Here is a 25741-nt window from a genome sequence, read left to right as displayed (position 1 = left end):
AAAAAAGGCATATGCATTTTATTGATATTTTTATAAAGCGGCCTGTTCTATCTACGGTCATAAGCTTACTCATTTTAGCTGCAGGTATTGGTACAGCATTGACTTTACAAGTTCGCCAATACCCCTACATGAACAATGCGACTATTATTGTAACAACTGCTTATCCTGGAGCTAACCCTTCCATTATCCAAGGCTTTATTACCACTCCACTTGAACAGTCAGTTGGAAGTGCTGATGGCATTGATTATATGACTTCAACAAGCACGTTGGGCTTAAGCACCCTTACGATTAATGTTAAACTTGGGTCTGATCCAAACAACGTCTTAAGTCAGGTCGTACAAAAAGTTAATGCAGTACAAAACCAAATGCCACAAGGCGCGCAATCACCCTCTATTGAAATGCAATCTGGGAACTCTTTTCCTTCCCTTATTTTAAGCTTTACCAGTAATGCCTTAAATGAACAAGAAATTACTGCTTATATAAAAAATCAACTTACACCTAAATTACAGTCGTTAGGTGGCATTTCAAATGTGATTATCTGGGGCGAGAAAAACTATGCGATGCGCATTTGGTTAAACTATGACAATATGGCACGTTTTAATGTGACACCTGATGATATTGCTAATGCTTTGCAGGTCAATAGCTTAATCGCTGCAGGCGGGCAAATTAAAGGACCTTACTTTAATTTCACACTTAATCCAACGACTAACTTAGATTCAGCCCAAGCATACGAGCAACTCGTTGTCAAAAACGAAAATGGTAATTTGGTACGTATAGGTAACGTTGCAAATGTAGAGCTTGGCGCACAAACTTATACCTCCAATGTTAGCTTCAATGGCAAATACGGGGTCTTTGCAGGCGTTGTGACTGCATCAGATGCTAACGTATTAACAGTTGTCGATAATATCATGAAAAACTTATCAACAATTGAGACAAGCTTACCAGCTGGTCTTAACATGAATATCGTTTATGATAATACAACCTATATTAAAGCATCCATTCATGACGTTGTTAAAACCCTTATTGAAGCAATTGTTATTGTGACGATTGTGTTATTTCTATTTATTGGCTCCATTCGCTCAGTAATTATCCCTGTTGCTGCAATTCCGCTATCAATGATTGGCGCATTTCTCTTTATGTTCTTAATGGGCTTTTCTATTAATCTTTTAACACTACTATCAATGGTACTTGCAATTGGTCTTGTAGTCGATGACGCAATTGTAGTACTTGAGAACATTTATCGTCATATTGAAGAAGGTGCAACTCCTTTTGAAGCCGCAATTCAAGGAGCCAGAGAAATCGCTAATCCGGTTATTTTGATGACTTTAACACTCGTTGCTGTATATTTACCAATCGGGATGATGGGCGGCTTAACGGGTATATTATTTACTGAATTTGCTTATTCACTTGCAGGTGCTGTAGTGATCTCAGGAATCGTTGCTTACACCTTTTCACCTATGCTTTGTTCAAAAGTATTGTCAAAATCAATCACCGAAACAAAAACAGTTAAATTCATTGATTCCACTTTTGAGAAACTTAAAAATGCTTATGAAAAGGCTTTACGTACGGTGATGAGTGTGCGTATCGTTATTATCTTATTTGGTGCCGTTGTGGTTATTAGCTGTTACTTCTTATTTTCAGGCACAAAATCTGAGCTTGCACCTACAGAAGATCAAGCCTTTATTGGTATTCAAGGTACTGCTCCCTCACCTGCTAACATTCATTATTTAGATACATTTTCACCTGCACTTTATAAAGATATGCAAAGCCTAACGGGTGTACAATCAACCTTTGTCGTTAATGGCTACCCACAAAGCAATAGTAGTTTTGGTGGCGTCGTACTTAAACCTTGGAATGAGCGCAAAGAAACACAAATGGAGCTTAAATCAATTTTACAAAACCTTACCAATAATGTCGCTGGCTCGCAAATTTATACATTTGAAATGCCATCTTTACCTGGAGTTTCTTTTGGACCACCTATGCAGTTTGTCATTCAATCTATTAATAGCTACCCTAGTATTTATGATATTGCGAATAATATCATAAAGAAAATGATGACAAGTGGCTTATTTGTTTTTGCTCAAAGCGACCTTCAATTTGATAATCCGCAAATGGTCATCAACATTGATCGAGAAAAAGCCGCCTCCCTTGGCATTAGCATGCAGAAAATTGCCCAGGCATTAGGTTATGCTTATTCTGGTGGCTATGTTAACTACTTCAGTATGCTTGGCTATAGTTATCAAGTCATTCCAGAACTTGCAAATGACATGAAACTCACAAAAGAACAACTCGGGCAAATCCGTATTGCCACAGCAAGTGGTAAGTTAATCCCACTGTCATCTATTGTCACCTTTGAAACTCAAAGTATGCCACTCAGCTTAAATCGTTTTCAACAGTTAAACTCTGCAACAATTAATGCAGTTACTACACCCGGTATTAGTCAAGGGCAAGCAATTGAATATATGCAAAACCTAGCAAAAAATGAATTACCACAAGGTTATACTCATGACTATGCAGGTTCTGTTAGGCAATATCTGGGAAATACGAACCAAATGGCGATTGCTTTCCTATTTGCATTAATCGTTATCTTCTTAATGCTTGCTGCACAGTTTGAAAGCTTTAGAGACCCTTTCATTATTCTCATTAGCGTACCAATGTCAATCTGTGGCGCCCTTATTCCGTTATATTTAGGTCAGATCTTTAATTTAGGCTATGCTTCAATTAATATATACACCCAAGTCGGTCTAATTACACTCATTGGACTTATTAGTAAACATGGCATTCTACTTGTGGAATTTGCCAATAAATTACAAGAAGAAGGTTACAATAAAGTTGAAGCTATTTTAAAATCAGCTGCACTTCGTTTACGCCCCATTTTGATGACCACTGCTGCAATGGTTGTTGGTGTCGTTCCGCTTGTTATTGCAACTGGTGCTGGTGCCGTTAGCCGACAATCTATCGGTATTGTGATTGCCTCAGGTATGACAATTGGTACCATGTTTACGTTATTCGTTGTACCTGTTGTGTATAGCTACCTTGCTAAAGATCGTCGTGCGCTTATCGCTCGCTGGAAAGAGGAAGAAAAAATCATTGCTCAAATCAATAAGAGTCATCCTTTAGAATAATCTTTTTAATAGCTTATAAAGCTTTAGTTTGTGCTTTAAGCCAAATTTTTAAGTTTTCATCACTGATCATCGGCATTAGTTCCTTTTCAATGCGTAGATGATAGCTATTGATTTGTTTGATTTCCTCATTGGAAAGTAATTGTATATCAATTAAATTGCGTGCATAGGGCACTAAAGTTAAATCTTCAAAACAATAAAACTCACCAAATTCATGATGTGCTTGTTTACGCATTTTTTTGACAAAACAAAGGTTTTCAATTCGAATACCAAACTGACCAGGAAAGTATACACCTGGTTCATTACTTATAATCATACCAATTTCAAGTACTTGATTAGTATTAACAGGTGAAATACGTTGAGGCCCTTCATGGACACATAAAAAGCTCCCTACTCCATGACCTGTCCCATGCCCATAATTTAATTGTTCTTGCCAAAGTGGTAAACGCGCAATTGTATCTAACTGCTCACCTTTCGTACCTTTTGGAAAGTGTGCATTTTGAATAGCAAGGTGCCCTTTTAGCACAAGTGTATAATAGTGTTTGTGTTCAAACTTTGGTGTACCTAGGTGAAACACACGCGTAATATCGGTTGTCCCTTCTAGGTATTGACCACCTGAATCAAGTAAATAGAGACTTGATTCATTAATAACCTTGGTGGTTTTTTTACTTGAGCGATAGTGAATAATAGCACCATTGCTGGCAAAACCACTTATGGTGTCAAAACTTGCTCCTTTGAAGTTGGCTTGTTGTTGGCGAAATGCTAGTAACTTATCTTGTGCTGAAAGTTCATCAACACCATTTTGCCAATTATTTTCAAGCCAGTAAATAAATGAAATAACGGCGATTGCATCTTTTTTATGGGCATATTTAGCACCATCGATTTCGACAATATTTTTGCATGCCTTGAGCAAACTTATTGAGGATTGGACAAAATAAGGCTCACAATTTTTATTTAAGTGTTGTAGTATTGAATAGTTTGCGCTATTAGGATCTAACCAAATACGGCCTTCATAATCACTCAGTTGCGAATAAAAGCAATTGTAGTCTATGATTGTAACGCCCTGTTCGGTAAGGTTGTTTTTGATCTCAGTACTTAGTTTCGTTTGATCAACAAAAAATGAGCACATATCTTGACCAATAATGACATAACTAATAATTAAAGGATTAAAGGCAATATCGTTGCCACGAATATTCAACAGCCATGCAATTTCATCTAACATACTAATAACAACAAAGGCAACGCCTTGCTTAGCCATTTTGTCTCTAACTTCATCTAATTTTGTTTTTGTTGCTTTACCACTAAATTGTTCTGGATGTAAGAATGCTTGACTAGATGGTGGTTGTGGCATGTCGTTTAGTTCCTTGCGTACGATGTCAACTATATTATTAGTATCAAAAATGCATTTACCACCAATTTCATGCATGATTTTATCCAAAGCTTGTCCGCGTTTAATAGAAACGGTTGTAGGATCAACAGCCAGTGTTTTTCCTTTAGCATGCTCACTTAACCACACTTCAAACTCTAAACTTAATCCTTGTTGTTTTTGTAATTTAAAAATACTAGGATCAAGCTGAGCTTCGGCTTGTAGAAAATAGCGACCATCTGTCCATAAATAAGCGTCATTCATACCAATTAATGCTTCTCCAGCACTGCCATCAAAACCACTTATCCACATCCGGCGTTGCCAATTTGTAGGTAAGTATTCATTGTTATGCGCATCTGTTGATGACACAAAGTAATAATCATAGTGTTTTTGTTGCATGAGTGTGCGTACATCATTTATTTTAGTGATAATGGATGGCATATGGCTTTCCTTACTAATTGGGTGAGAAACAAAATAACCCCATTTAAACGTAGATAAATCGCAGAAACAATAAGATTTCCAGCATTTTTATGAAAAAAAGCGCTAACCCCTCTCCACCTTCGCTAAAAAGTTAATTATACTGGCATGAGTTTAAATTGAATGTAGTTAAGCATAGATCCCATCTTATGACTTTCGTAAGATGATACAGAGAGTACCTAGTTTAAATTTAATTTAGATTAAATAATGATAACTTAAAAAAAGGAGAAAACATGAAGAAAAAAATCATTGTAAGTTTGCTAGCAGCTGGATTATGCTCAGGTGCATTTGCAGCTAATGATCATAGCAAGCAATTATATGGACAATTTGGTTTGGGTGGTTATTTTAACAACAGCCATTCTAATACTGGTCCTGCGGTAGTTGGTACGGTTGGTTATGGCTTCAATAAAAACCTAGCTGCACAAACGACTCTAAGCTATATGGGCAATAATCAAAAAACAGTTCTTGCTGAAGGCATTTGGAACCTTACCAATAGCACAAACTTAACTCCTTATGTAGCATTAGGTGGCGGTTATATGAATTTTACAACGAATTCATTTGGTTTGGATGTAGGTGCTGGTGTTAAATATGACTTCGCGCCTAATGCGTTTGTATCGGCGGATTACCGCTACTTACAATCATTTGGTTCTAAAACACCAAATGGTAGCATGGTTACTGTTGGTATTGGTTTGTATTTTGGTGGTGCAAGTAATTCAAGCGCTTATGCAGCAGTAGGTCCAATGTCAACTGAACAACAAGCACGCGAAAATGAATATCATGCAACCTATGCTTTACCTAAAAATGTAATGGAGTGTCAAGCAAACACTTCTGAAATGACGCGTGAATCAATTGGTTGCTATACTGTTGATGGCGACAAAGTTACAATGCATTTAGATGCGAAATTCGCTTATAGCAATTATACGTTAGATGCAAAAGCAAAAGCAGCAATTAATAACTTAATTAATTTTATGAAAGAATATAATATTAATAAAGTTGTATTAAAAGGCTTTGCATCGCAAGGTAAGACTGGACAGGCCTATGCACAATATAACCAACAACTTTCTGTTAATCGTGCTCAAGCAGTTAAAACTTACATGATTTCTAAAGGTGTCGACGCAAGTAACATTGAAGTGATTGGTTATGGATACACACACCCATTGGTACCAAATACAACTAAAGCAAATCAATCTATCAACCAACGTGTTGAGGCAAGCATTCCTGTGCCACTAAAAGCACAATAATACTTTAAAATAGATACAATAACTAGAAATGCCCGCTTATGTGGGCATTTCTAGTTGCAAAACTTTCTATTGGTGGTGTTACAAACGTCTATTTTAATAGAAAATGGTATACAAGCCTCCCATATTGGATCAAGCCACCACTTATATCATCGTCAATTAACACCATTAAACTACCTTGAAATATTCTTAATTGTTAAAACTCAAAGGCATAGCCAAATTATCTGCTATAACCTTACCATGTTCATACTTCAATATGCCATTAACAAAGGTTTTATCGATTGCTGATGAAAACGTTAAACCACTAAACGGAGACCAACCACATTTTGATTTAGCTGTTGTATCCGTAATTTTGTTTTGTGTATTTAAATCAACTAACACCAAATCTGCCCAATAACCTTCACGAATAAAACCTCGATCTTTTACTTGGTAGATAATTGCTGGTGCGTGGGATATTTTTTGGACAATTTTTTCAAGTCTAAAAATACCATGGTGATAGTGCTCCAAAAGAGATAATAAAGCATGTTGGACAAGTGGTAAACCTGAAGGTACTTGAAAATAACTTTGATGTTTTTCTGCCCATGTATGTGGAGCATGATCAGTGGCAATGACATCTAACGTATTATCATTTACAGCTTGTAATAATGCCAAACGATCTGCTTCTTCTTTGATTGCAGGATTACATTTGATCAAGCCTTTTCTCATATCATAGTCTTTGCGTGAAAAAAACAAATGGTGAGCACAAACCTCAGCGGTGATACGTTTATTGACTAAATCCTTAGTTTTATTATCTGCAAATAATTGAAGCTCTTCTTTAGTTGTAATATGTAAAACGTTAAGCTTAGTGTTAAATTTTTTGGCCAACTCTACTGCAAGTTTGGACGATTTGATACATGCTTCACGACTTCTAATTTCTGCATGTAAATTAAATGGGATATTCTCACCGTATTGAGCTTTATATTTTTCTTCGTTAGTCGTAATAATTGGTGTGTCTTCACAATGCGTTGCAATTAAGATTGGTGAATTTGCAAAAAAGCCTTCTAAGATTTTAATATTATCAACTAACATGTTACCTGTTGATGCGCCCATGAAAATTTTAACACCACAAGCATCATCCGTCTTTAAGCGTTTAAGCTCATCAATATTATCATTCGTTGCCCCAAGGTAAAATGCAAAATTAGCATGTGATTTTAAACTGGCTAGATCTTTCTTTGCTTGCAAACGTTCAATATTCACGGTCGCAGGCTTACAATTTGGCATTTCCATGTATGAAGTAATACCACCCGCAACTGCTGCTTTTGATTCGCTTTCAATATCTGCTTTATAGGTTAAGCCTGGTTCGCGAAAATGCACCTGATCATCTATCATACCAGGTAATAAATATAAACCTTCAGCATCAATAATTTTAACATTTTGATGTGATTCTATACCAACTTTAATTTGTGTAATACGCCCATCTTCAATTAAGACATCTGCAACAAATATTTTTCCTTCATTAACAATTGTTGGATTTTTGATAAGGTAATTTGGCATGGTTAAGCTTATCCTTTGCAATAGGTAAACTCATTGTAGCGAATTTCAAAAATATGAGAAGTATGTCTCATAGCGTTGACAAAAAATAATTTGCTAGCACTAAATCATCTGGCGTTGTAATTTTGATATTACGTTTATCTCCCTCTATCACAATTGGTTGGTGATCCAATGCTTCAACTACAGATGAATCGTCAGTCACTAATATGTCATTATGCAAACAAAAATAATATCCCATTAACAAAGTTCTATATTTAAAAACTTGAGGCGTTTGTGCAAGATAAATATAATTTCGATCTGTTGTTTTAATAATATTTTGTTGCTTATCAACGCATTTAACTGTATCAGACGCCTTTAATGCCAAAACGCCACCAATAGCATTTTCTACCATAACGGAAGCATATAAACGCCGTATATCATCTAGACGAACACAAGGGCGCACGGCATCGTGTACAAAAATCCAATCGTCATCTTTAGCAATATTTTTTAATGCCATCAGTGCATTGCGCACGCTATCTCTTCTTTCTGCCCCTCCTGCACAAATTTTAATGTGTGCATTAGTAGTATGAATTGAATACTTCCAATGGCGATCTTTTGAATTAAGCGCTACTACAATTAAATCAAAAAAAGACTCACTCAATAAGCATGAAATTGTTGTGTCTAGAATCGTCAAACCATTATCTAGCTTAATATATTGCTTAGGAATGTCTTGCTGCATCCTTGAACCTATGCCACTTGCAGGAATAACCACAATTCTTTTCACTTCTTATCTTCCTGCAAGGATATGACTTTCTCTTGAGGTTGGAAGATTTGATAGAACATTTCACCATCTTTAATAAAACCTAAGTTTTGGCGTGCCATACCTTCTAAAATAAAATCATTGTGACGCAGTGACAGAATCTCCGCATACAATTGATTATTGCGTGCCTGAAGTTTATTGTTTTCCATTTGCTTGATATTCACTTCCTGATTAAGCTTTTGTGTTGCAAAAAATCCTGTTTGGCTCCACCAAAAATCATATTGTAATGCTCCAATCCCCGTAACTAAAACCGCAATAAAAAAGGTATAGCGTGTAATCATTCTACTTTAGGTTTTTCTTCTTCGTTGGTTGCAAGCTGTCCTTGCTTTGCAATTTGTTCAGCCTGATCAATTTGAAGCTTTGCTTGTTGGTCCTGTTTTTGCCCTTTTTCTAAAGTTTTTTCCTTTACTACAAAAGTTTTAATCTGTTCTTTTATTTCAGTTGTATGGTGCTTTTCATCTTCAACAATTACAATCGTTTCGTTAACATGCACTTTCGTTTCTTCTGTATTTTCTTTTGATACAACGTTAGCTTCCTGCTCAACTTGCACACCTGCTTCATCATTTAAGTCCTCATTGAAGTTAAAAGCCTTAATACCTGGATAAATTGCATTCTGACCCAAGTCTTCTTCAATGCGCAGTAATTGATTATATTTTGACACACGATCAGAACGACACAAAGAACCTGTTTTAATTTGTCCTGCACCCGTTGCAACTGCTAAATCAGCAATAGTGGTATCGGAAGTCTCACCTGAACGATGTGAAACTACAGAAGTATAGCCGGCATCAGCTGCCATTGCCATTGCCTCAAAGGTTTCACTTAAGGTACCAATTTGGTTAAGTTTCACTAAAATTGAATTAGCAATACTCTTATCAATACCTTGTTGCAAAATTTTACTATTGGTTACAAATAAATCATCCCCAACCAATTGCACTTTTTTACCTAAACGTTCAGTCAAAAGTTTCCAGCCTTGCCAATCATTTTCAGCCATCGCATCTTCAATAGAAATAATTGGGTAACGATTTACCCAATCTTCTAAGTAATCAACAAGTTCAGCTGAAGTCAATGATTTATTTTCAGAAGCCAATACATACTTACCATCTTTGTAAAACTCACTACTAGCCAAATCAAGAGCAATATAGACTTCTTCACCTGCTTTATAACCTGCTTGTTCAATGGCTTTTAAAATCATCTCAATTGCCATTTCATTTGACGGAAGGTTTGGCGCATAACCTCCTTCATCACCAACTCCAACAACGCTAAAACCTGCTTTAACAAGCACCTTCTTCAGAGTATGGAAAATTTCCGAACCACAGCGAAGCGCATCTGAAAACTTATCAAAACCAACTGGCATAATCATAAATTCTTGCATATCAATATTATTGTCAGCATGCTCACCACCATTGATAACGTTCATCATCGGTACTGGCATAATATACTCTTTAGAGTTCATCAAATAGCGATAAAATGGCTTTCTAAGGTGTGAAGCAGCAGCTCTAGCACATGCTAAAGAAACAGCCAAAATCGCATTAGCACCTAATTTTTCTTTGTTTTCAGTACCATCTAAATCAATCATCGTTTGATCAATTAAACGCTGATCTAACGCATCTAAACCGATGAGTGCTTTTTTAATCGTTATATTTATATTTTTAATCGCATTTAACACACTTTTGCCAAAATAAATCGACTTATTACCATCCCTTAATTCAAGCGCCTCTCTTGTTCCTGTCGAAGCACCAGAAGGTACTGCCGCACGTCCAAAAGCGCCTGACTCTAAAATTACATCTGCTTCAATAGTTGGATTGCCACGAGAATCTAAAATTTGTCTTGCTACAATATTAGTAATTCTTGCATTCATTATTTTACCTTTTTGTCTTAATAAAAATTTGGCATAAGCATACCAACATTTACCTTAAATGCCCAGTGGATTAACCAATATCCATAAAGAAATTGAGTTTACTTTTTCAATTAAGCATTAGATTGTGTTACCAATCTTAATGGCACAACAATATGTGGATTAACCTTTTGACCAACTAAGAATTTAATTGCTGCCTCAACCCCTAGCTCTCCCATTAAATAAGGCTGCTGAGCAATACTAGCTGTCATTTTCCCAGCTTTTACTGCATTGATAGCTTCTTTGGTACCATCAAAGCCTATAATTATAATACGCTTTTTACCAGCTTCTTCTACAGCACGTATTGCACCTAATGCCATTTCATCATTTTGTGCAAAAATACCATTAATATCAGGATTGGCCTGCAATAGATTTTGGGTTACGTTTAAACCTTGGGTACGATCAAAGTTTGCAGGTTGTTTAGCAACAATCGTGATGCCTGAGTTGGCAATTTCATCTTCGAAACCTTTACCTCGCTCTTTTGCAGCAGATGTACCAGGAATCCCCTCAAGTTCTATGATTTTACCACTATCATTTAAGCGCTCAATCATATATTGAGCAGCCATTTTTCCACCTACAACATTATTCGATTCAACGTGAGATAATACTTTCCCTTGAACAGCAGTTCGATCTAAAGTAATCACTTCAACGTTGTGTTGATTGGCATATTTCACCGCATTAGAAACCGCCTGTGAGTCAGTTGGATTGATAATAATAACTTTAATATTACGTGTAACAAGATCTTGTACGTTCGATAATTCTTTAGATGGATCATTGCGTGAATCAAGAACAATAACCTTATAACCCTCTGCTTTTGCTGTTTCCTCTGCACCACTTTTCATACTGACAAAAAATGGGTTATCTAGCGTAGAAACAACCAAACCAATGGTTTTGCTATTGTCATTTGAGTTTCCACAACCTGCTAATATTAAAATCGAAAAAATACCTATGATTAAACTGACATACTTCATGATTTTATTTTTCATACGACTTCTCTCCATAAGGTTGGTTAGTTTTTTACTTTAAAATCAAATAATACTGCAATTAAAATAACGAATGCTTTCACAATCATTTGATAATATGATGAAACATCCATTAAATTAAGAGCATTACTCAACAGCCCAATAATAAGCGCACCCATCAAAGTGCCTATGATTTTACCTTTACCACCAAACAAGCTTGTTCCACCTAAAACAACGGCAGCAATAGCATCAAGCTCATAACCTGTTCCTGCTGTCGGTTGCGCCGAAGATAAGCGCGAAGTGATAACCATCGCGGCCACTGCAGCTAATGCACCTGAAATGACATACACTGCAAGTTTAATGTTATTTATGCGAATACCTGCTAATTTAGCAGCTTCTTCATTACCGCCTGTAGCATAAACATAACGACCAAAACGCGTGTACTTTAAAATATAAAAAGCTGACCCAAAAATCATAGCTGTTATATAAACTGACACAGGAACTCCAAACAGGCGCCATGTTCCAATAACGGCAAAGGCATCTGAGCTCGTTGCAACAGGGTAACCATTGCTAAACACCATTGTTAAACCACGAAAAAGTGTCATTGTAATTAACGTTGCAATAAAAGGTTGTACTACACCTTTGGTTACAATTATGCCACTAATAGCTCCTAAAACAATACCAACTAGTATTGTTAAGGGTATAACAATATATAAAGGACATTCCCAATATAATAAAAAAGCACAAATCATACCACACAATGCTAAAACTGAACCTACAGATAAATCAATGCCTTTGGTTAAAATTACAAATGTCATACCAACTGCAATAATCGCATTGACTGAAGTTTGCTGTAAAACTACTAAAATATTGCTCCACGTTAAAAAATACTCGTTTAAACACGACATAACAATAACCATTATAATAAGGACAATTGCTGCCTTATATTCGATAAGAAATTGCTTACTTAAAAATTTATATTTGATTTTTCCCATAGTCCTCTCTTTATTAGCCAAGCGCCAGTTTCATAATTGCTTCCTGTGTAATGGCACCTAACTCAAGCTCACCCTTGATTTGCCTATCACTCATTACCATTAAACGATCACTTAATCCAATTACCTCTGGCATCTCGGATGATATCAGTAAAATTGCCAAACCACGTTGTTTAAATTCATGTATTAAACGGTAGATCTCACGTTTTGCTGCAACATCAATGCCGCGCGTAGGTTCATCTAAGATGAGAAGTTTTGGATGACACATTAAGCCTTTTGCAATTGAGATCTTCTGCTGATTTCCTCCACTTAAATTTTGCACAAGTTGCGTTTGGCTAGAGGTTTTAATTTTAAACTTCTCGATATACCGATTCACTTCTTCCTTTTCTTTTTTGCAATCAATATGTCCAAATCGATTACTTAAGGACTTTAAAGTTGATAGAGACATGTTTTCGCGTACACTAGCACCAATAATAAGTCCATCTATTTTTCTATCTTCTGAAATATAGATAATCCCATGCACGATCGCTTCATAAGGACTTTTGACCTTAATCAATTTGCCTTCTAATATAAGCTCACCTTCAACAATCGGATAGCAACCATAAATACTGCGTGCCAATTGTGTTCTACCTGCACCAATAAGACCATAAAATCCTAACACTTCACCCTGATAAATCTCAAAGCTTATAGGCTTAATTTGATTATTACTAATATTTTGAGCACAAAAAACCTTTTGCTTACTTTTTAAGATGCTTTGCCCTTTATATGTAATTTGCTCTAATTTACGTCCAACCATTTTTTCGATGATTTGTTCGTAATTGAGTATACTTATTGGGCTTTCGATAATAGATTGACCATCACGCATAATAGTAATGTCATCACATATATCAAAAATCTCTTCCATTCGGTGCGAAATATAAATAATACTTTTACCTTGAAAGCATAACTTACGAATGATTTCAAACAATCGCAAAACTTCTTTTTCTGTTAAAGCATCGGTTGGCTCATCCATGATAATGACTTTTGCATCGATAGATAATGCTTTGGCAATTTCTAGCAATTTTTGGTCACCTATACTTACACCTTGCGCCAGAGATTTGGCCTTTTGTTTCATATGTAGTGATTGCAACAAATCATCCACTTTTTTATACATTGCTTTCCAATTGATTTTAAAACGATGTTGCATTAACTCCTGTCCAAGTAATACATTCTCTGCAATCGTTAAATCTGGCAAGATGTGTGGCTCTTGATGGACCATAGCAATACCTGCTTTTTGTGCTTGACGAATGTGATTGAACTTTACTACTTGTCCTTCAAAGTAAATTACACCTTTATCTTTTTGGTAAATACCATTTAATACCTTCATCAAGGTTGATTTACCTGCGCCATTTTCACCTAAAAGCCCCATGACTTTGCCTTTATAAACGTTTAAGCTTGCGCCATCTAATGCCTTTGTTCCTGGAAAATTTTTATGAATATCTTCAAGCTTGAGTACATATTCTCTGGTGTTTTGAGCGTCATTTCTCACCATTTTCTCCATTTTAAAACTACTCAACAGATGACATATCAACAAAGGGTAAACCATACCATAAATCAAGCTTTTGCTTTAGCTTCTCTAATCCTGTTCCCGTATGCGCAGAAAAGAGTTGAAAGCTTATGTTTTCACCTGCTTTGACTTGTTTTAAGTAGTCACCCAATAAGCGTTCAGCTTTGGCTTTTTCACTGTTTTTAAGTTTATCTACTTTAGTTAGTAGAATATGTAAATTTAGCTGATACACTACTGCTGATTCCACCATCATACAATCAAAGTTTTTAATTGGGTGACGCGCATCAACAAGTAGCACAATACCTTTTAAACATTGACGCATAGTTAAATATTGCTCTAGCGTTTTTTGCCAATTTGCCTTAGTTTTCTCTGATACTTTGGCATAACCATAACCAGGCAAATCCACAAGTCTTCTGTGCTCGTCTAGACTAAAAAGATTAATCAATTGTGTGCGCCCTGGCGTTTTACTCACGCGCGCGAGTTTATTGTGCTCTGTCAAAGTATTTAAAGCACTTGATTTGCCGGCATTTGAGCGTCCAGCAAAGGCAACTTCAATTCCATAATCATGAGGTAATTGACTAACAAGAGAAGCACCCATCAAATACTTTACATTACGATAATTCATTATTTTTATCTATTTGTAAATTGGTTTTTAGATGTGATAAAAGTTTTCTACACGCGGTATCAATCATCAAATACACTTGATCAAATCCGTGATGATAATAAGGATCAGGTACATCTTTAAGATTTAAATGTGGGGCATAGTCCAATAATTTTGTAACCTTTCCCATGTCATGTGTTTTTTTAGCAATAACTGCCATATCCATAACATTTTGCTCATCCATCGCAACAATATAATCATAATAATCAAAGTCACAAGCAACAAGTTGTCTTGAACGTAAATCCGAGATATCACAATCATATTTTAACGCTGTTGCAACGCTTCTAGGATCAGAAACACTCCCTTTATGCCAAATATCTGAATGTGTTCCCGCAGATTCTATTTCAAAATAGGCTTCTAAATTTTCTGCTTGCACTAATTGTCTAAATATGCCATGTGCCGTGGGTGAGCGGCAGATATTGCCCATACACACGAACAAAATGCTAACTGTTTTGATCATTTTTTACTCAATTAAACTGGCCTTTGATTGAAGCCTCTGTAAATAAGTTGCGATTAGTTTATTATATTTTGGCTTAATGTTCACAGCATTATTGTGATTTTCTGTGAGTGTATGTAACGCTTTTTCACACGTAAGCAATTGACTTTCATATAAAAAGCGTACCGAGTTTGTTTTTCTTAAGTCACAAGGATGTCGCACACCACCTGTATTGAACCATTGATTAAGTTTTGCAATGTCGGTTCCAGCAATAATGCTAAGCTTGCTAATTGCACGTGTAATTGCGACATAGAAAAGTCTACGTTCTCTCTCAATTTCCTCTTGAGTTGGTTGTTCACTGACGTTACCAAAGAAGCTTTGTTCTGTCATATCGCACAATATTACATGCTGCCATTGTAAACCCTTTGCCTTATGGATAGATGAAATCACTAATCCACTATTGCTATTTGAGTCTTTTAACGACTTTTCTTTCAAGTTTAAAAGCTGTTGTATAAATTGTGCAAGAGTCTTTTGATCATCCGATGCAAAACTCAACCAAGCATCTGCCACATCACTATCCATATATACCGGATTAACTGTAGTTTTTTTGGTCAAGAAACTTTTAAGATCTAAAAGTGTATATAATCCATTGATAACTGTCTTTGCTTTATCCGTTGGACGCCAATTTAACATTGTGCGCCATACAAACATTCTTTCTTCAATGTGTTTTTGTTGATAAAAAGGCAAAGTATACATTTTATTAAATGCTGAAAATACTTCTTCAGGTTTAGTTGGCTGCTCACAAAGCAGTGCTGCTAGACTATGTAATTGATTTGCTGTTAAATACAAACTTGGATAGCTTAACATTGTACATATTATATTTTGGCACGTGGCTTTATCTAGAATCAATAAGTACTTTGCTTGTTCTGTGAGTTGTAAATATCCTAAAATTGTCTCGGTTATTGACAGTTTAAATACACTTTTTCCACCTAAGATTTGATAAGTCATACCTACTTGCAAACAGGCTAACTCAAATAATATAGACGAGCTATATTTCCTCACTAAAACAACGACATCTTGCAACAAATATAGCTGATTATCTAAATCCTGTTGAACCGCTTCAATCACAGATGTTAACTGCTTTTTACTGATAATATTGACGTCCGTTTTCTTTTGCGCAGTTAGTGCTGAAAAGCATATTTTTTGTGAACGCACATCGTTATATTGAATCACTTGATTTGCCATCATTGACAACAAATGCCCATAGCGAAAAGTCTGTGATAAACTATAACGTTTAAGTGGCTGAAAATCCAAAGCAAAACCTTTTGACATATAATATGGTTTTGAGCCACGCCATTCATAAATAGTTTGATCTACATCTCCCATTACCATTACCGATTTAGCATTTGCAGCAACAAGCTTTAACAAATATTGCTGCACTTCATTAATATCTTGATATTCATCGACTATCACATAATGATAACGATTGCCAAAGCGTTCAGCTAAAACTTTATTTTTGTATAAAATTTGCATCGGCTCATAGAGTAAGTCATCAAATGTTCGCCACTTATAGTGATAACGAAGTTGTTCATAAAACTGAAAAAATACCTCAACTTTACTGTACTCACTCTTATTGATTAGTTTAAGCGCATCTGATAATAGTAAGTTTGATTTAATCATTGCAACGTATTGACTAAAGGTATCAATAAGTTCTGTTGTAATCTCTTCTTTGTATGCCATTAATCTGTGCGTTTTCTGTAAAGCCTCTTTTGTCAGTTTTTCTAATAGGTAGTCTGCATTGATAAGGGTTGCAGGTTCAAGCAAGCCTTTTTTCTCCATAAAACCAATCGTTTTATACCCTAAAGCATGAAAGGTTTTAATGTCAATTCGTTGACGCATATCAAACTCAAGTAAGCTTAACCTCTTTTGAAAATCATTGCATGCTGATTTATTAAACATTAACACTAATATCTCATGAGGATTTACATTATTTTCTAATAGGTGCTCAATGCGTGCAATTAACGTCTGTGTTTTACCACTACCTGCCACAGCTGCAATCAAAGCATGACTATCAAGGTCATGTCTAATAACCTCCCATTGTTCAGCTGTATAATTCAATTTACCTTTCATTTACTTTTTGCTGAGCATTTTTATTAACATTCACTACAAAACTTTAAACGCAGAATTGCAATTAACAGTTTTAAATATTGCCAAGCAACTCCTAAACTCCTCTTTTGATTGCATTGTAACGAAAATATCACCAATCACATAGCACTTGCTTGTCTTTTTAACTTATACTAAACTGTTACGCTTTAAACTTAAGTAACTTTACGATCACTTCAACAATGGAAGCAAAAAAAATTCTTGATTTAACTATAAATGCCTTAGAAGACATTAAAGCAGAAAACATCAACGTCATGAACGTTACCCATTTGACCGAATTGATGAATTACGTTGTTGTTTGTACAGCTAATTCGGGTACACATGCTAAAGCTTTAGCCAGTCATTTAGAGATGATGGCTAAAAAACATAACATTAAGATTCTAGGGGTTGAAGGAGAGGCAAAAAGCGACTGGATTTTAATCGACTTAGCAGATATTGTCGTTCACGTTATGCGCGAAGAGACGAGAAATTTCTATCAACTTGAGAAACTATGGGATATTAAACCCAACTCATCAAAAGCAAGTTAAGCAGTCGATAATAAAATTTTCATCTCATCAGGAGAAACAAAACTTGCTAAATGTTTAGTTGATTTACGAATTTCAGTAATCGACAAACTCACCTGACATAAACGCTCAAAAAAATGAGCGCTCGACTTGCAGCCTCTTGCAGTTGCAAGCTTAACGATATAACGCAATCGTTCTGCTATTTTTTTATCTTTTGGCTGGGTTTGATTAAAGGATTTCAAACAGTTGACTACCCAATCAAATGTCAGTAAAAATTTTCCGCTAACCATAATAACAAGACTCCTATCTTGTGATTTTCATCATAAACTATTTTACAAACTTCCTGATTTTTAAATTTTGCACACTTTTAGCACAAAAATCACAAAACAGTTCGTACTCAAGCATTTGAATTCACCATCTAAAGAATGACAGCTAGATAGGGTTTTTTCAAGTTTAGATAGCAAAATTTTAAATCTGACAAGTATATACGATGCTATACTTAGTCTTCAATCACGCGAGTCTCATCACTATGTTCTTTACATAAAGCAACGTAAGACTTTGTGGTGATTAAAATATAGAAAACAGCTGAAATAATAGCAACAAACCAAATATGTGGCACAATATACAATAGCCATAAGTATGCAATAAACGGAATAATAAATAATAGCAATTTTTGCACACCCACTTTTCGTTGCACAACAGCATAGATCGCCAACAATATTGTTAATGACAAATTAACCATTAACAAGTCACCCGCTGGAATCGTCAGCATAATGAGTCCTAACAGAATAAACACCACCAAACCTGCCCAACGCGTTTTAGGTGCAATAGCACCCATGCTAATTGGTGCTGCCATATAGCCAATAACGTGATAACCAGTTACAATCACCATTAAAGCCGCCCAACTTTCAGCATTAAACAACACAATAGCTGCTAAAATCCAATTAATCATCATTGACCGCTTGGAGAAATTATAGATCGGATCAAGTTTTGCAATCCAACGTGGCATTTGCCCTTCAGCTGACATTGCATAAAGCATACGAGATGATGCACCCAAATAAGTGTAACCAGTGCCAGAGGGACTCACTACACTATCTGCTAACAACAACAACGCTAAGAAATTTAATCCCAATAGCATTGCAAGATTTAATAATGGCGATGAAAAATTCATTCCTTGCCAACCACCATTTTTAACCAATAAATCATGGGGAACCGCTGTCATAAAGGCATATTGCAGGCCCATATAAACAATTAAAATAATAAATACCGATAGTATAATTGATAAAGGGACATTACGTTTGGGATTTTTAATTTCACTTGCAAAGGATACACTAATCTGAAAACCATTGAATGAGTAAATTAAGCCAGCACTAATGATAGCTACCACTGCACTACTAAAGCCATAATCACCATTTGTCGTCAAATCAAAGTTGTTTACAGCGCCTGTGTGATCAAAGCCTGCAATTAAAAATACTGTAATTACAAAAAGAGGTATAAATATTTTAAACACCGTAATAATATTGTTGACACGTGCTAAAAGCTTAATCCCATAAAAATTCACAACTAAATATAAAAATAAAATGCCTAATGCTAGAAACTTACCACCGTACGTTAAAGCATGATTTTGCATTAACACCTCAGAACCAATAGCAGCAGATAGATATTGAGTCGTTGCTTGTGCTTCTGTTGCAATGACTACCATAACTCCAAACCAGTTTGCAAAGGCAAACGGCATCCCAAAAATACCATTGTGTGACAATGCACTTGATCGGGTTGTTGCCCCTCTTACAGGATAAACAGATACAACTTTAGACAAGCAAAGTCCAACAAATAATACTAAAATAGCCGCTAATATCCACGCAACAAATGCCCAATTTCCCGCAATTCTCGCTGTTAATTGAGCACTAAAAAGCCAACCTGAACCAACCATACACGTTGCACTTAATAACGTTGCACTTACAAGTGAAACGCCCGATTTTTTGGGTATATATCCTGTACTCATTGTTCTGCCCTTTATTTGTTCACATAAACTGAGTTGAAATTAAAGCGTTATTTTGCCTAAGCCATCCCGTACAGCGTGAGAATATAACGTTATTTTTAGCTTCTGTAAATATATAACAATATTCAACATTAAAACAAACATTTACAGTTAATATAATTTTTGCAGCAAGTACCAGGTCAAACAATTTGCCCTGCCGCCCAACCAGAAGCCCATGCCCATTGAAAGTTATATCCACCTAACCAGCCCGTCACATCTATCACCTCTCCGATAAAATACAACCCTTTAACTTTTTTACTCTCAAAAGTTTTGGATGATAGCTCATCACAATGCACACCGCCTTTGGTGACTTCTGCTGTTCGATAGCCCTCTGTACTACATGGTCTAATTTGCCAGTTTTGCAATATATTTGCTACCTCTAGCAGATTGTTTGTTGCAAGCTCTGCAATGTTACTGTTTAGCATAGTTTCATTTAAAAACACATTGAGTAAACGCTTAGGTAGCAGTTCTTCCAATAAAGTTTTGAGCTTAATTGAACCATTTTTATGTTGCCCTTGCACAAGATATGCTGCCAACTCAGGAGCATCTGGAACAAGATTAATATGCAAAATGTCTCCTAACTGCCAAAAAGAAGAAATTTGCAACATCGCAGGACCACTTAAACCCCTATGGGTAAAAAGTATATTCTCACGAAAAGACTGATTACGACATTCTACTTCTACAAACACTGAAATACCTGAAAGTGTGGCATAACGTTTTTTATCTTTTTCTGATAAAACAAAAGGTACTAAAGCAGCTGATGTAGGTAATACTCTTATTCCAAAGTCTTTAGCGATTTGATAACCCAACCCCGTTGCCCCCATAGTGGGAATTGATAAGCCACCTGTTGCGATAACAAGTGACTCTACAATATACCCTTGTGCTGATGTTTTGATTTTAAATCGCTCAGTAAGTTTTTTTTCATTTGATTTTAATTCCTCAATTGCATCTATTTCAGTGTTGAGCTCTATCTCAACTGCATATTTTTTACATTCAGAAAGCAAAATCTCAATAATTTCTGAAGACTTACCGTTACAAAATAACTGCCCCAATGTTTTTTCATGATATTGCAACTGGTACTTGTCAACAAGTGCAACAAAATCCCACTGTGTATAGCGATTAAGCGCAGATTTACAAAAATGCGGATTTTGTGATAAAAAACGTGCAGGTTCAACATAGTAATTGGTGAAATTACAACGCCCGCCACCTGACATTAAAATTTTTTTACCAACCTTATTGGCATGATCAATCACAATGACCTTGCGCCCACGCTTTGCTGCTTCAATTGCACACATTAAGCCCGAGGCTCCTGCCCCAATCACTAAGACATCTTTTTTCATAAATTAGGAGAAATACTTATCTTTGATAAGGTCGGTAAATATATCATAGAAAAACAATGAGTTAGAAAAAATATGAAAATCAAATAAGTTTTTTAAGTTCGCTATGACTATAGGAAAGAAAATTTCATATTTAACATGTTTTTATTTTAAAGCCTTAAGTTTATCAACTAAACCAAGGCGTCACACTTTGGGCCATATTCCTCATATTTTTTCCCTAGTAGATTGTTAGTGAATTTTTTAAAATTTTTAACAAACATCGCCGCTAACTTCTGATATTGCACATCGTAAGCCTCTTTGTCTTTCCAAGTGTTACGTGGATTTAAAATATTACTATCAACATCATGCAAAGCTTGTGGAATCTCAAAGTCAAAAACCACATCTTTTTTTAGTGGTGCATGATCAATCGATCCATCCAATATAGCATCAATAATTGCACGCATATCTTTAATTGAAATACGATGCCCCTTGCCATAACCACCACCAGTCCAACCTGTATTTACAAGGTATGCACTCGCACCATGCACGAGCATTTTTTTGCCCAAAATCTCAGCATATCGAGTTGGGTGCAACAATAAAAATGGCTGACCAAAACACGATGAGAAAACTGCTGTTGGTTCTTTGACACCTAGCTCAGTTCCCGCTACTTTTGCTGTATAACCTGATAAAAACTGGTACATCGCTTGCTCAATTGAAAGCTTAGATACAGGTGGTAACACACCATAAGCATCACAGGTTAAGAAAATAATTTTAGTTGGATGTCTTGCTTTTGAAACAGGTTTAACAATATTATTGATATGGTAAATCGGATACGATACACGTGTGTTTTCTGTCTTGACACTTGAAGAAAAATCAATTGTTTTATCTATATTTAATACAACATTTTCCAACAACGCATCACGACGAATGGCGTGATAAATATCAGGCTCATTCTCCTTAGATAGATTAATGGTTTTGGCATAACAACCACCCTCAAGGTTAAAAATGCCATCGTCATCCCAACCGTGTTCATCATCACCTATGAGTTTACGCTTTGGATCTGCTGATAGTGTTGTCTTACCTGTTCCTGATAAACCAAAGAATAAAGCTGAATCGCCTTTATCACCAACATTAGCAGAGCAATGGAAAGAGCCAATCCCCTGGAGTGGCAAAAAGTAATTCATCATTGAAAAAATACCTTTTTTGATCTCACCACCATACCATGTACCACCAATTAAAGTCATACGTTCAGTAATATTGAAAGCAACAAACGTTTCAGAATTCAAACCCCACTTTTCATAATCTTCACATTTTGTCTTACACGCATTCAAAATCGTCCAATCTGGCTGAAACGCTTTAAGCTCTTCTTCTGTTGGGCGAATAAACATATTTTTAAAAAAATGCGCCATCCATGCTACTTCTGTGACCAAACGGACAGCAAGCCTTGTCGCTGAATTGGCACCACAAAAACCATCCATTACATAGAGTTTTTTATCATTTAATTGCTTCGTTGCAAGTGTTTTTAAATGTTCCCAACTTTTGGCAGATAAAGGTTTATTATCTGAGCCATCTTTTGCCCACCATACATTTTCTTTTGCTTCTGGAGTCTCAACAATAAATTTATCTTTTGGTGAGCGCCCTGTGTATTCACCAGTATCAACAGTCACTGCACCTGTTGAAGTTTCTATCCCTTTCTCATACCCGTGAGTAGTCTTAGATGTCTCGTGTCTATACAAATCTTGATAACTAAGATTGTAAAAAATTTCTTTAGTTTCATTAATTTGATACTTTTTTAACTGATCAAGCAACATGTTTGTAGATTCTCCATTGGTTCTAGCACAAATATAATAATATGCTTAAGCAGTATGAACAACCTAATATAGCTAACTTTATTGAATTTTTATTTCCTTTATCGTTGTGACTATTGAGCTCGCTATTAAAGCACTTTACAATGTGGTGTTAAAAACAAAACGCGAGTGCTTTATGGCTGACATTGCACATAAGACTAACTTTATACGCAATATTATTGATGAAGACATTAAACATAATAAAAACAAGGGTAAAGTCGTTACCCGTTTTCCACCTGAGCCTAATGGTTACCTACATATAGGACATGCAAAATCCATTTGCTTGAATTTTGGCTTAGCGCAAGCTTATCAGCGCGGACCTTGTCATCTGCGCTTTGATGACACTAACCCTGCTAACGAAGAAGCTGAATTTGTACATGCCATCCAAGAAGATGTAAAATGGCTAGGATTTGATTGGCACGACAAGTTATTTTATGCCTCTGATTACTTTGAAACGCTTTACGAGTTAGCTCTTAAACTCATTAAAAATGGAGATGCTTATGTCTGTGACTTAAGTGCTGATGAAGTCAAAAGCTATCGAGGTACGCTCACTGAAAAAGGTGTAGACAGTCCTTATCGCACTCGATCTATTGAAGAAAATTTACAAAAATTTCAAAAAATGCGTAATGGTGAGTTCAATGAAGGCAGCTGTACTTTGCGTGCAAAAATAGATATGACTTCAGGGAATATTAATATGCGCGATCCTACACTCTATCGGATCAAAAAAGTTACTCATCCTCATACTGAAGAGCTTTGGTGTATTTACCCAATGTACGACTTTGCTCACGCCGCATCAGATGCTCTTGAAAGTATCACTCATTCATTGTGCACACTTGAATTTCAAGATCATCGCCCACTTTATGACTGGATAGTTGAAAAATGTGGCTTCACATGTAAGCCTCAGCAAATTGAGTTTTCACGCTTAAATCTAAACTACACGATCACCAGTAAACGAAAACTTAAATACCTCGTTGAGAATCAGCTTGTCCATGGTTGGGATGACCCAAGGATGCCTACTATTTGTGGGCTTCGCAGAAGAGGCGTCACGCCTTCTGCCATTCGTAGATTAGTTGAACTTGTTGGCATTTCTAAGCAAGACTCCCTCACCGATTTTAGTCTTTTTGAAGAGGTGATTCGAGATGATTTAAATCAAATTACCCCAAGGCGAAACGTTGTTTTGTATCCCCTACTCGTTGAAATTGATAACCTAAATCATGAACTCCTTAACGTTCCTAATCATCCACAGAATCCCGATTTTGGACGTAGAGATATCAGTATTTCAAATCAAATTTATATTGAACAAAATGACTTTATGGATGTTTTAGAAAAAGGTCATAAACGACTCAGCTTAAATGGACGTGCTCGTTTATTAAACGCCTATGTTATTGAATGTTATGGGCTAGAGAGAGATGATAAAGGAAACATCACCAAACTAAAATGCTACTATCTTCCTGAAACGCTAGGTGGACAGAAACCTACCGATGGCAAAAAACCTGAATGCATAGTACATTGGGTAGATGCAAACAACTGTATCAATGCTGAAATAAGACAATATGATCGTTTGTTTAACTGTGAAAATCCTGGTGGACTGGATAACTTAGAAGATGGACTAAACCCAAGTTCTTTAAATACCATTAAAAATGCTAAACTTGAAAAATCCTTATCCGACGTGGCGCCTGAAACACGCTTTCAGTTTAATCGTTTAGGTTACTTCTGTGCTGATCGTTATGATCATAACGATCAGCATCTGATCTTTAATCAAATTGTTAGCTTAAAAGATACGTGGTCAAAATAACAGATGTATACACTTATAGTCAGACCCAAGTTTATTTTGAGATTCCAAAAATAATCCTTAAGTCCATAGTGATTAGCGATCAATACGATAACTACGATTTTTTGGACAAAATAAATCACCAATGAGCTGGAGCGTCTAGTCACTCTTGATAAAATAGATGTCAATGGTGAGGTGGTAGAAACCATAGATGAAAATGTGGTAAAAGCCCTTATCACCTACCTGAAAGACAAGTTACCCCTGTCTGTCACGGTTAATCAAGCTACAAAAAATTGACTCTGTACCAGAAACTGAACTTGAATAAACATCTATTTTCGTGCATTATTTAGCGCCGTGTTCCGATAGTTTAACGGATAGAACAAGCCCCTCCTAAGGGCTAAATGCAGGTTCGATTCCTGCTCGGGACACCATAAAAGCAAAATAAAGTCATAAAAAATAGAAAATTATGATAGCGTTTACTAAGTTATCATCGATTGAGATTTAGTTCCTTTATGTTTTGAGATTGGAGAAACACAACCGAACAACTCTTTACAACAAAGCATTACAGCGATACTGGAATTTTAAGATACCATCTGTATTTGAGGTAAAGTGAATGTAAGGAAACCTTAGATGATTAAAAGTGTTGTTCTAAAGTATCTTCAAGCGACACTTTTTTATTTAGTTTATTTACTATCAGTTTGCACGTTATGGACCTCATTGGGATATGCTGGTGGGGATAGTGGTAATACCTGTGCTAATAAACCTTTCTTTAGTCAACAATGCACTGATGAGGATGCTTTGAAGATCAGCTATCAGTTTACTGAAGCTGAACTGCCTCAATTGATCACTAATGAAGTCAATGGCTTAGTCACCTCGTTTGAGTATGACAATCACAACAGACTGTTAAACATAAGCACCGTAAACGCTGCTGATAAAAGCAATACAAGACAATGGCGTTATACGTATCTGAATGATCAGCATTTTATTCCCGCTACGGTTCAAGCGCCTTACAACAGCAGTGATACTGTGATGAGATATCAATATGATAAACACGGTTATTTGCACAAAATAACCAATGAA

At 36.0% G+C, this 25741-nt stretch carries 19 protein-coding genes, 1 tRNA gene and 1 pseudogene; 6 read left to right on the top strand and 15 right to left on the bottom strand.

Annotated elements, in window-relative coordinates:
• The first annotated feature begins 11 nt into the window (after window positions 1–11).
• Window positions 12–3125, top strand: coding sequence for an efflux RND transporter permease subunit (locus tag DNJ77_RS06345; RefSeq protein WP_116964156.1), 3114 nt, complete (start codon window positions 12–14; stop codon window positions 3123–3125).
• A 13-nt stretch (window positions 3126–3138) separates the two neighbouring features.
• Here DNJ77_RS06345 and DNJ77_RS06340 read toward each other — a convergent pair whose 3' ends face one another.
• Window positions 3139–4929: an aminopeptidase P family protein gene (locus tag DNJ77_RS06340; RefSeq protein ID WP_116964155.1), complete on the bottom strand. Its 1791-nt coding sequence runs from the start codon at window positions 4927–4929 to the stop codon at window positions 3139–3141.
• A 269-nt stretch (window positions 4930–5198) separates the two neighbouring features.
• Between DNJ77_RS06340 and DNJ77_RS06335 the strand changes: the two genes are divergently transcribed.
• Window positions 5199–6206 carry an OmpA family protein gene (locus tag DNJ77_RS06335; protein ID WP_116964154.1) on the top strand — a complete coding sequence of 336 codons (1008 nt, stop codon included), beginning with the start codon at window positions 5199–5201 and terminating at the stop codon, window positions 6204–6206.
• A 186-nt stretch (window positions 6207–6392) separates the two neighbouring features.
• Here DNJ77_RS06335 and DNJ77_RS06330 read toward each other — a convergent pair whose 3' ends face one another.
• The 10 genes and pseudogenes from DNJ77_RS06330 to DNJ77_RS06285 form a co-directional block, all read right to left on the bottom strand.
• Window positions 6393–7736, bottom strand: coding sequence for a dihydroorotase (locus DNJ77_RS06330; RefSeq protein ID WP_116964153.1), 1344 nt, complete (start codon window positions 7734–7736; stop codon window positions 6393–6395).
• A gap of 67 nt (window positions 7737–7803) precedes the next feature.
• Window positions 7804–8496 (bottom strand): 2-C-methyl-D-erythritol 4-phosphate cytidylyltransferase, encoded by a 693-nt coding sequence (gene ispD / locus DNJ77_RS06325; protein WP_116964152.1) that lies wholly within the window; start codon window positions 8494–8496, stop codon window positions 7804–7806.
• Window positions 8493–8813, bottom strand: coding sequence for a septum formation initiator family protein (locus tag DNJ77_RS06320; protein ID WP_116964151.1), 321 nt, complete (start codon window positions 8811–8813; stop codon window positions 8493–8495). The genes ispD and DNJ77_RS06320 overlap by 4 nt, the downstream gene beginning before the upstream one ends.
• A 197-nt stretch (window positions 8814–9010) precedes the next feature.
• Window positions 9011–10390, bottom strand: a pseudogene (gene eno / locus DNJ77_RS06315) (phosphopyruvate hydratase); the annotation flags it as partial.
• A gap of 110 nt (window positions 10391–10500) precedes the next feature.
• A complete protein-coding gene (gene rbsB, locus DNJ77_RS06310) occupies window positions 10501–11412 on the bottom strand; it encodes a ribose ABC transporter substrate-binding protein RbsB (protein ID WP_239986764.1) in 912 nt (303 codons plus the stop codon).
• Between the two features lie 23 nt (window positions 11413–11435).
• Window positions 11436–12383, bottom strand: coding sequence for a ribose ABC transporter permease (rbsC, locus tag DNJ77_RS06305; protein ID WP_116964150.1), 948 nt, complete (start codon window positions 12381–12383; stop codon window positions 11436–11438).
• 13 nt (window positions 12384–12396) lie between these two features.
• On the bottom strand, window positions 12397–13920 hold the full coding sequence (locus DNJ77_RS06300; RefSeq protein ID WP_239986763.1) for a sugar ABC transporter ATP-binding protein: 1524 nt from the start codon (window positions 13918–13920) through the stop codon (window positions 12397–12399).
• Between the two features lie 7 nt (window positions 13921–13927).
• The gene (yihA, locus tag DNJ77_RS06295) at window positions 13928–14551 is read right to left on the bottom strand and encodes a ribosome biogenesis GTP-binding protein YihA/YsxC (protein WP_116964148.1); all 624 of its coding nucleotides are present in this window, start codon (window positions 14549–14551) and stop codon (window positions 13928–13930) included.
• Window positions 14538–15047: a low molecular weight protein-tyrosine-phosphatase gene (locus tag DNJ77_RS06290; protein WP_116964147.1), complete on the bottom strand. Its 510-nt coding sequence runs from the start codon at window positions 15045–15047 to the stop codon at window positions 14538–14540. The genes yihA and DNJ77_RS06290 overlap by 14 nt, the downstream gene beginning before the upstream one ends.
• Before the next feature lie 3 nt (window positions 15048–15050).
• Entirely contained in the window at window positions 15051–17153 is a 2103-nt protein-coding gene (locus DNJ77_RS06285) for an ATP-dependent helicase (RefSeq protein ID WP_116964146.1), read from the bottom strand.
• A gap of 215 nt (window positions 17154–17368) precedes the next feature.
• On the opposite strand from DNJ77_RS06285, the gene rsfS reads away from it, so the two are divergent.
• Window positions 17369–17713: a ribosome silencing factor gene (gene rsfS, locus DNJ77_RS06280; protein WP_116964145.1), complete on the top strand. Its 345-nt coding sequence runs from the start codon at window positions 17369–17371 to the stop codon at window positions 17711–17713.
• On the opposite strand, the gene DNJ77_RS06275 is transcribed toward rsfS, so the two are convergent.
• The 4 genes from DNJ77_RS06275 to pckA all read right to left on the bottom strand — a co-directional run bounded on the left by DNJ77_RS06275 (window position 17710) and on the right by pckA (window position 22854).
• A complete protein-coding gene (locus tag DNJ77_RS06275; protein WP_116964144.1) occupies window positions 17710–17979 on the bottom strand; it encodes a hypothetical protein in 270 nt (89 codons plus the stop codon). The genes rsfS and DNJ77_RS06275 overlap by 4 nt on opposite strands.
• Window positions 17980–18188: 209 nt before the next feature.
• Window positions 18189–19691 carry an APC family permease gene (locus DNJ77_RS06270; protein ID WP_116964143.1) on the bottom strand — a complete coding sequence of 501 codons (1503 nt, stop codon included), beginning with the start codon at window positions 19689–19691 and terminating at the stop codon, window positions 18189–18191.
• A 176-nt stretch (window positions 19692–19867) separates the two neighbouring features.
• Window positions 19868–21067 carry a BaiN/RdsA family NAD(P)/FAD-dependent oxidoreductase gene (locus tag DNJ77_RS06265; protein ID WP_116964142.1) on the bottom strand — a complete coding sequence of 400 codons (1200 nt, stop codon included), beginning with the start codon at window positions 21065–21067 and terminating at the stop codon, window positions 19868–19870.
• Window positions 21068–21234: 167 nt separating this feature from the next.
• Window positions 21235–22854 carry a phosphoenolpyruvate carboxykinase (ATP) gene (pckA, locus tag DNJ77_RS06260; protein ID WP_116964141.1) on the bottom strand — a complete coding sequence of 540 codons (1620 nt, stop codon included), beginning with the start codon at window positions 22852–22854 and terminating at the stop codon, window positions 21235–21237.
• 172 nt (window positions 22855–23026) lie between these two features.
• Between pckA and DNJ77_RS06255 the strand changes: the two genes are divergently transcribed.
• The 3 genes from DNJ77_RS06255 to DNJ77_RS06245 all read left to right on the top strand — a co-directional run.
• Window positions 23027–24685, top strand: a complete 1659-nt coding sequence (locus DNJ77_RS06255; RefSeq protein ID WP_116964188.1) for a glutamine--tRNA ligase/YqeY domain fusion protein — start codon at window positions 23027–23029, stop codon at window positions 24683–24685.
• A 332-nt stretch (window positions 24686–25017) separates the two neighbouring features.
• Window positions 25018–25092 (top strand) — tRNA-Arg (locus tag DNJ77_RS06250).
• A gap of 199 nt (window positions 25093–25291) precedes the next feature.
• On the top strand, window positions 25292–25741 hold a 450-nt coding region (locus DNJ77_RS06245; RefSeq protein ID WP_157966619.1), incomplete at its 3' end, for a hypothetical protein.

It is taken from the genome of Fastidiosibacter lacustris, from assembly GCF_003428155.1.
In the GTDB taxonomy this organism is placed as follows: domain Bacteria; phylum Pseudomonadota; class Gammaproteobacteria; order Francisellales; family Francisellaceae; genus Caedibacter; species Caedibacter lacustris.
The sequence above is the reverse complement of the archived record's forward strand: the minus strand, read 5'-3'. Positions and strand labels throughout refer to the sequence as shown.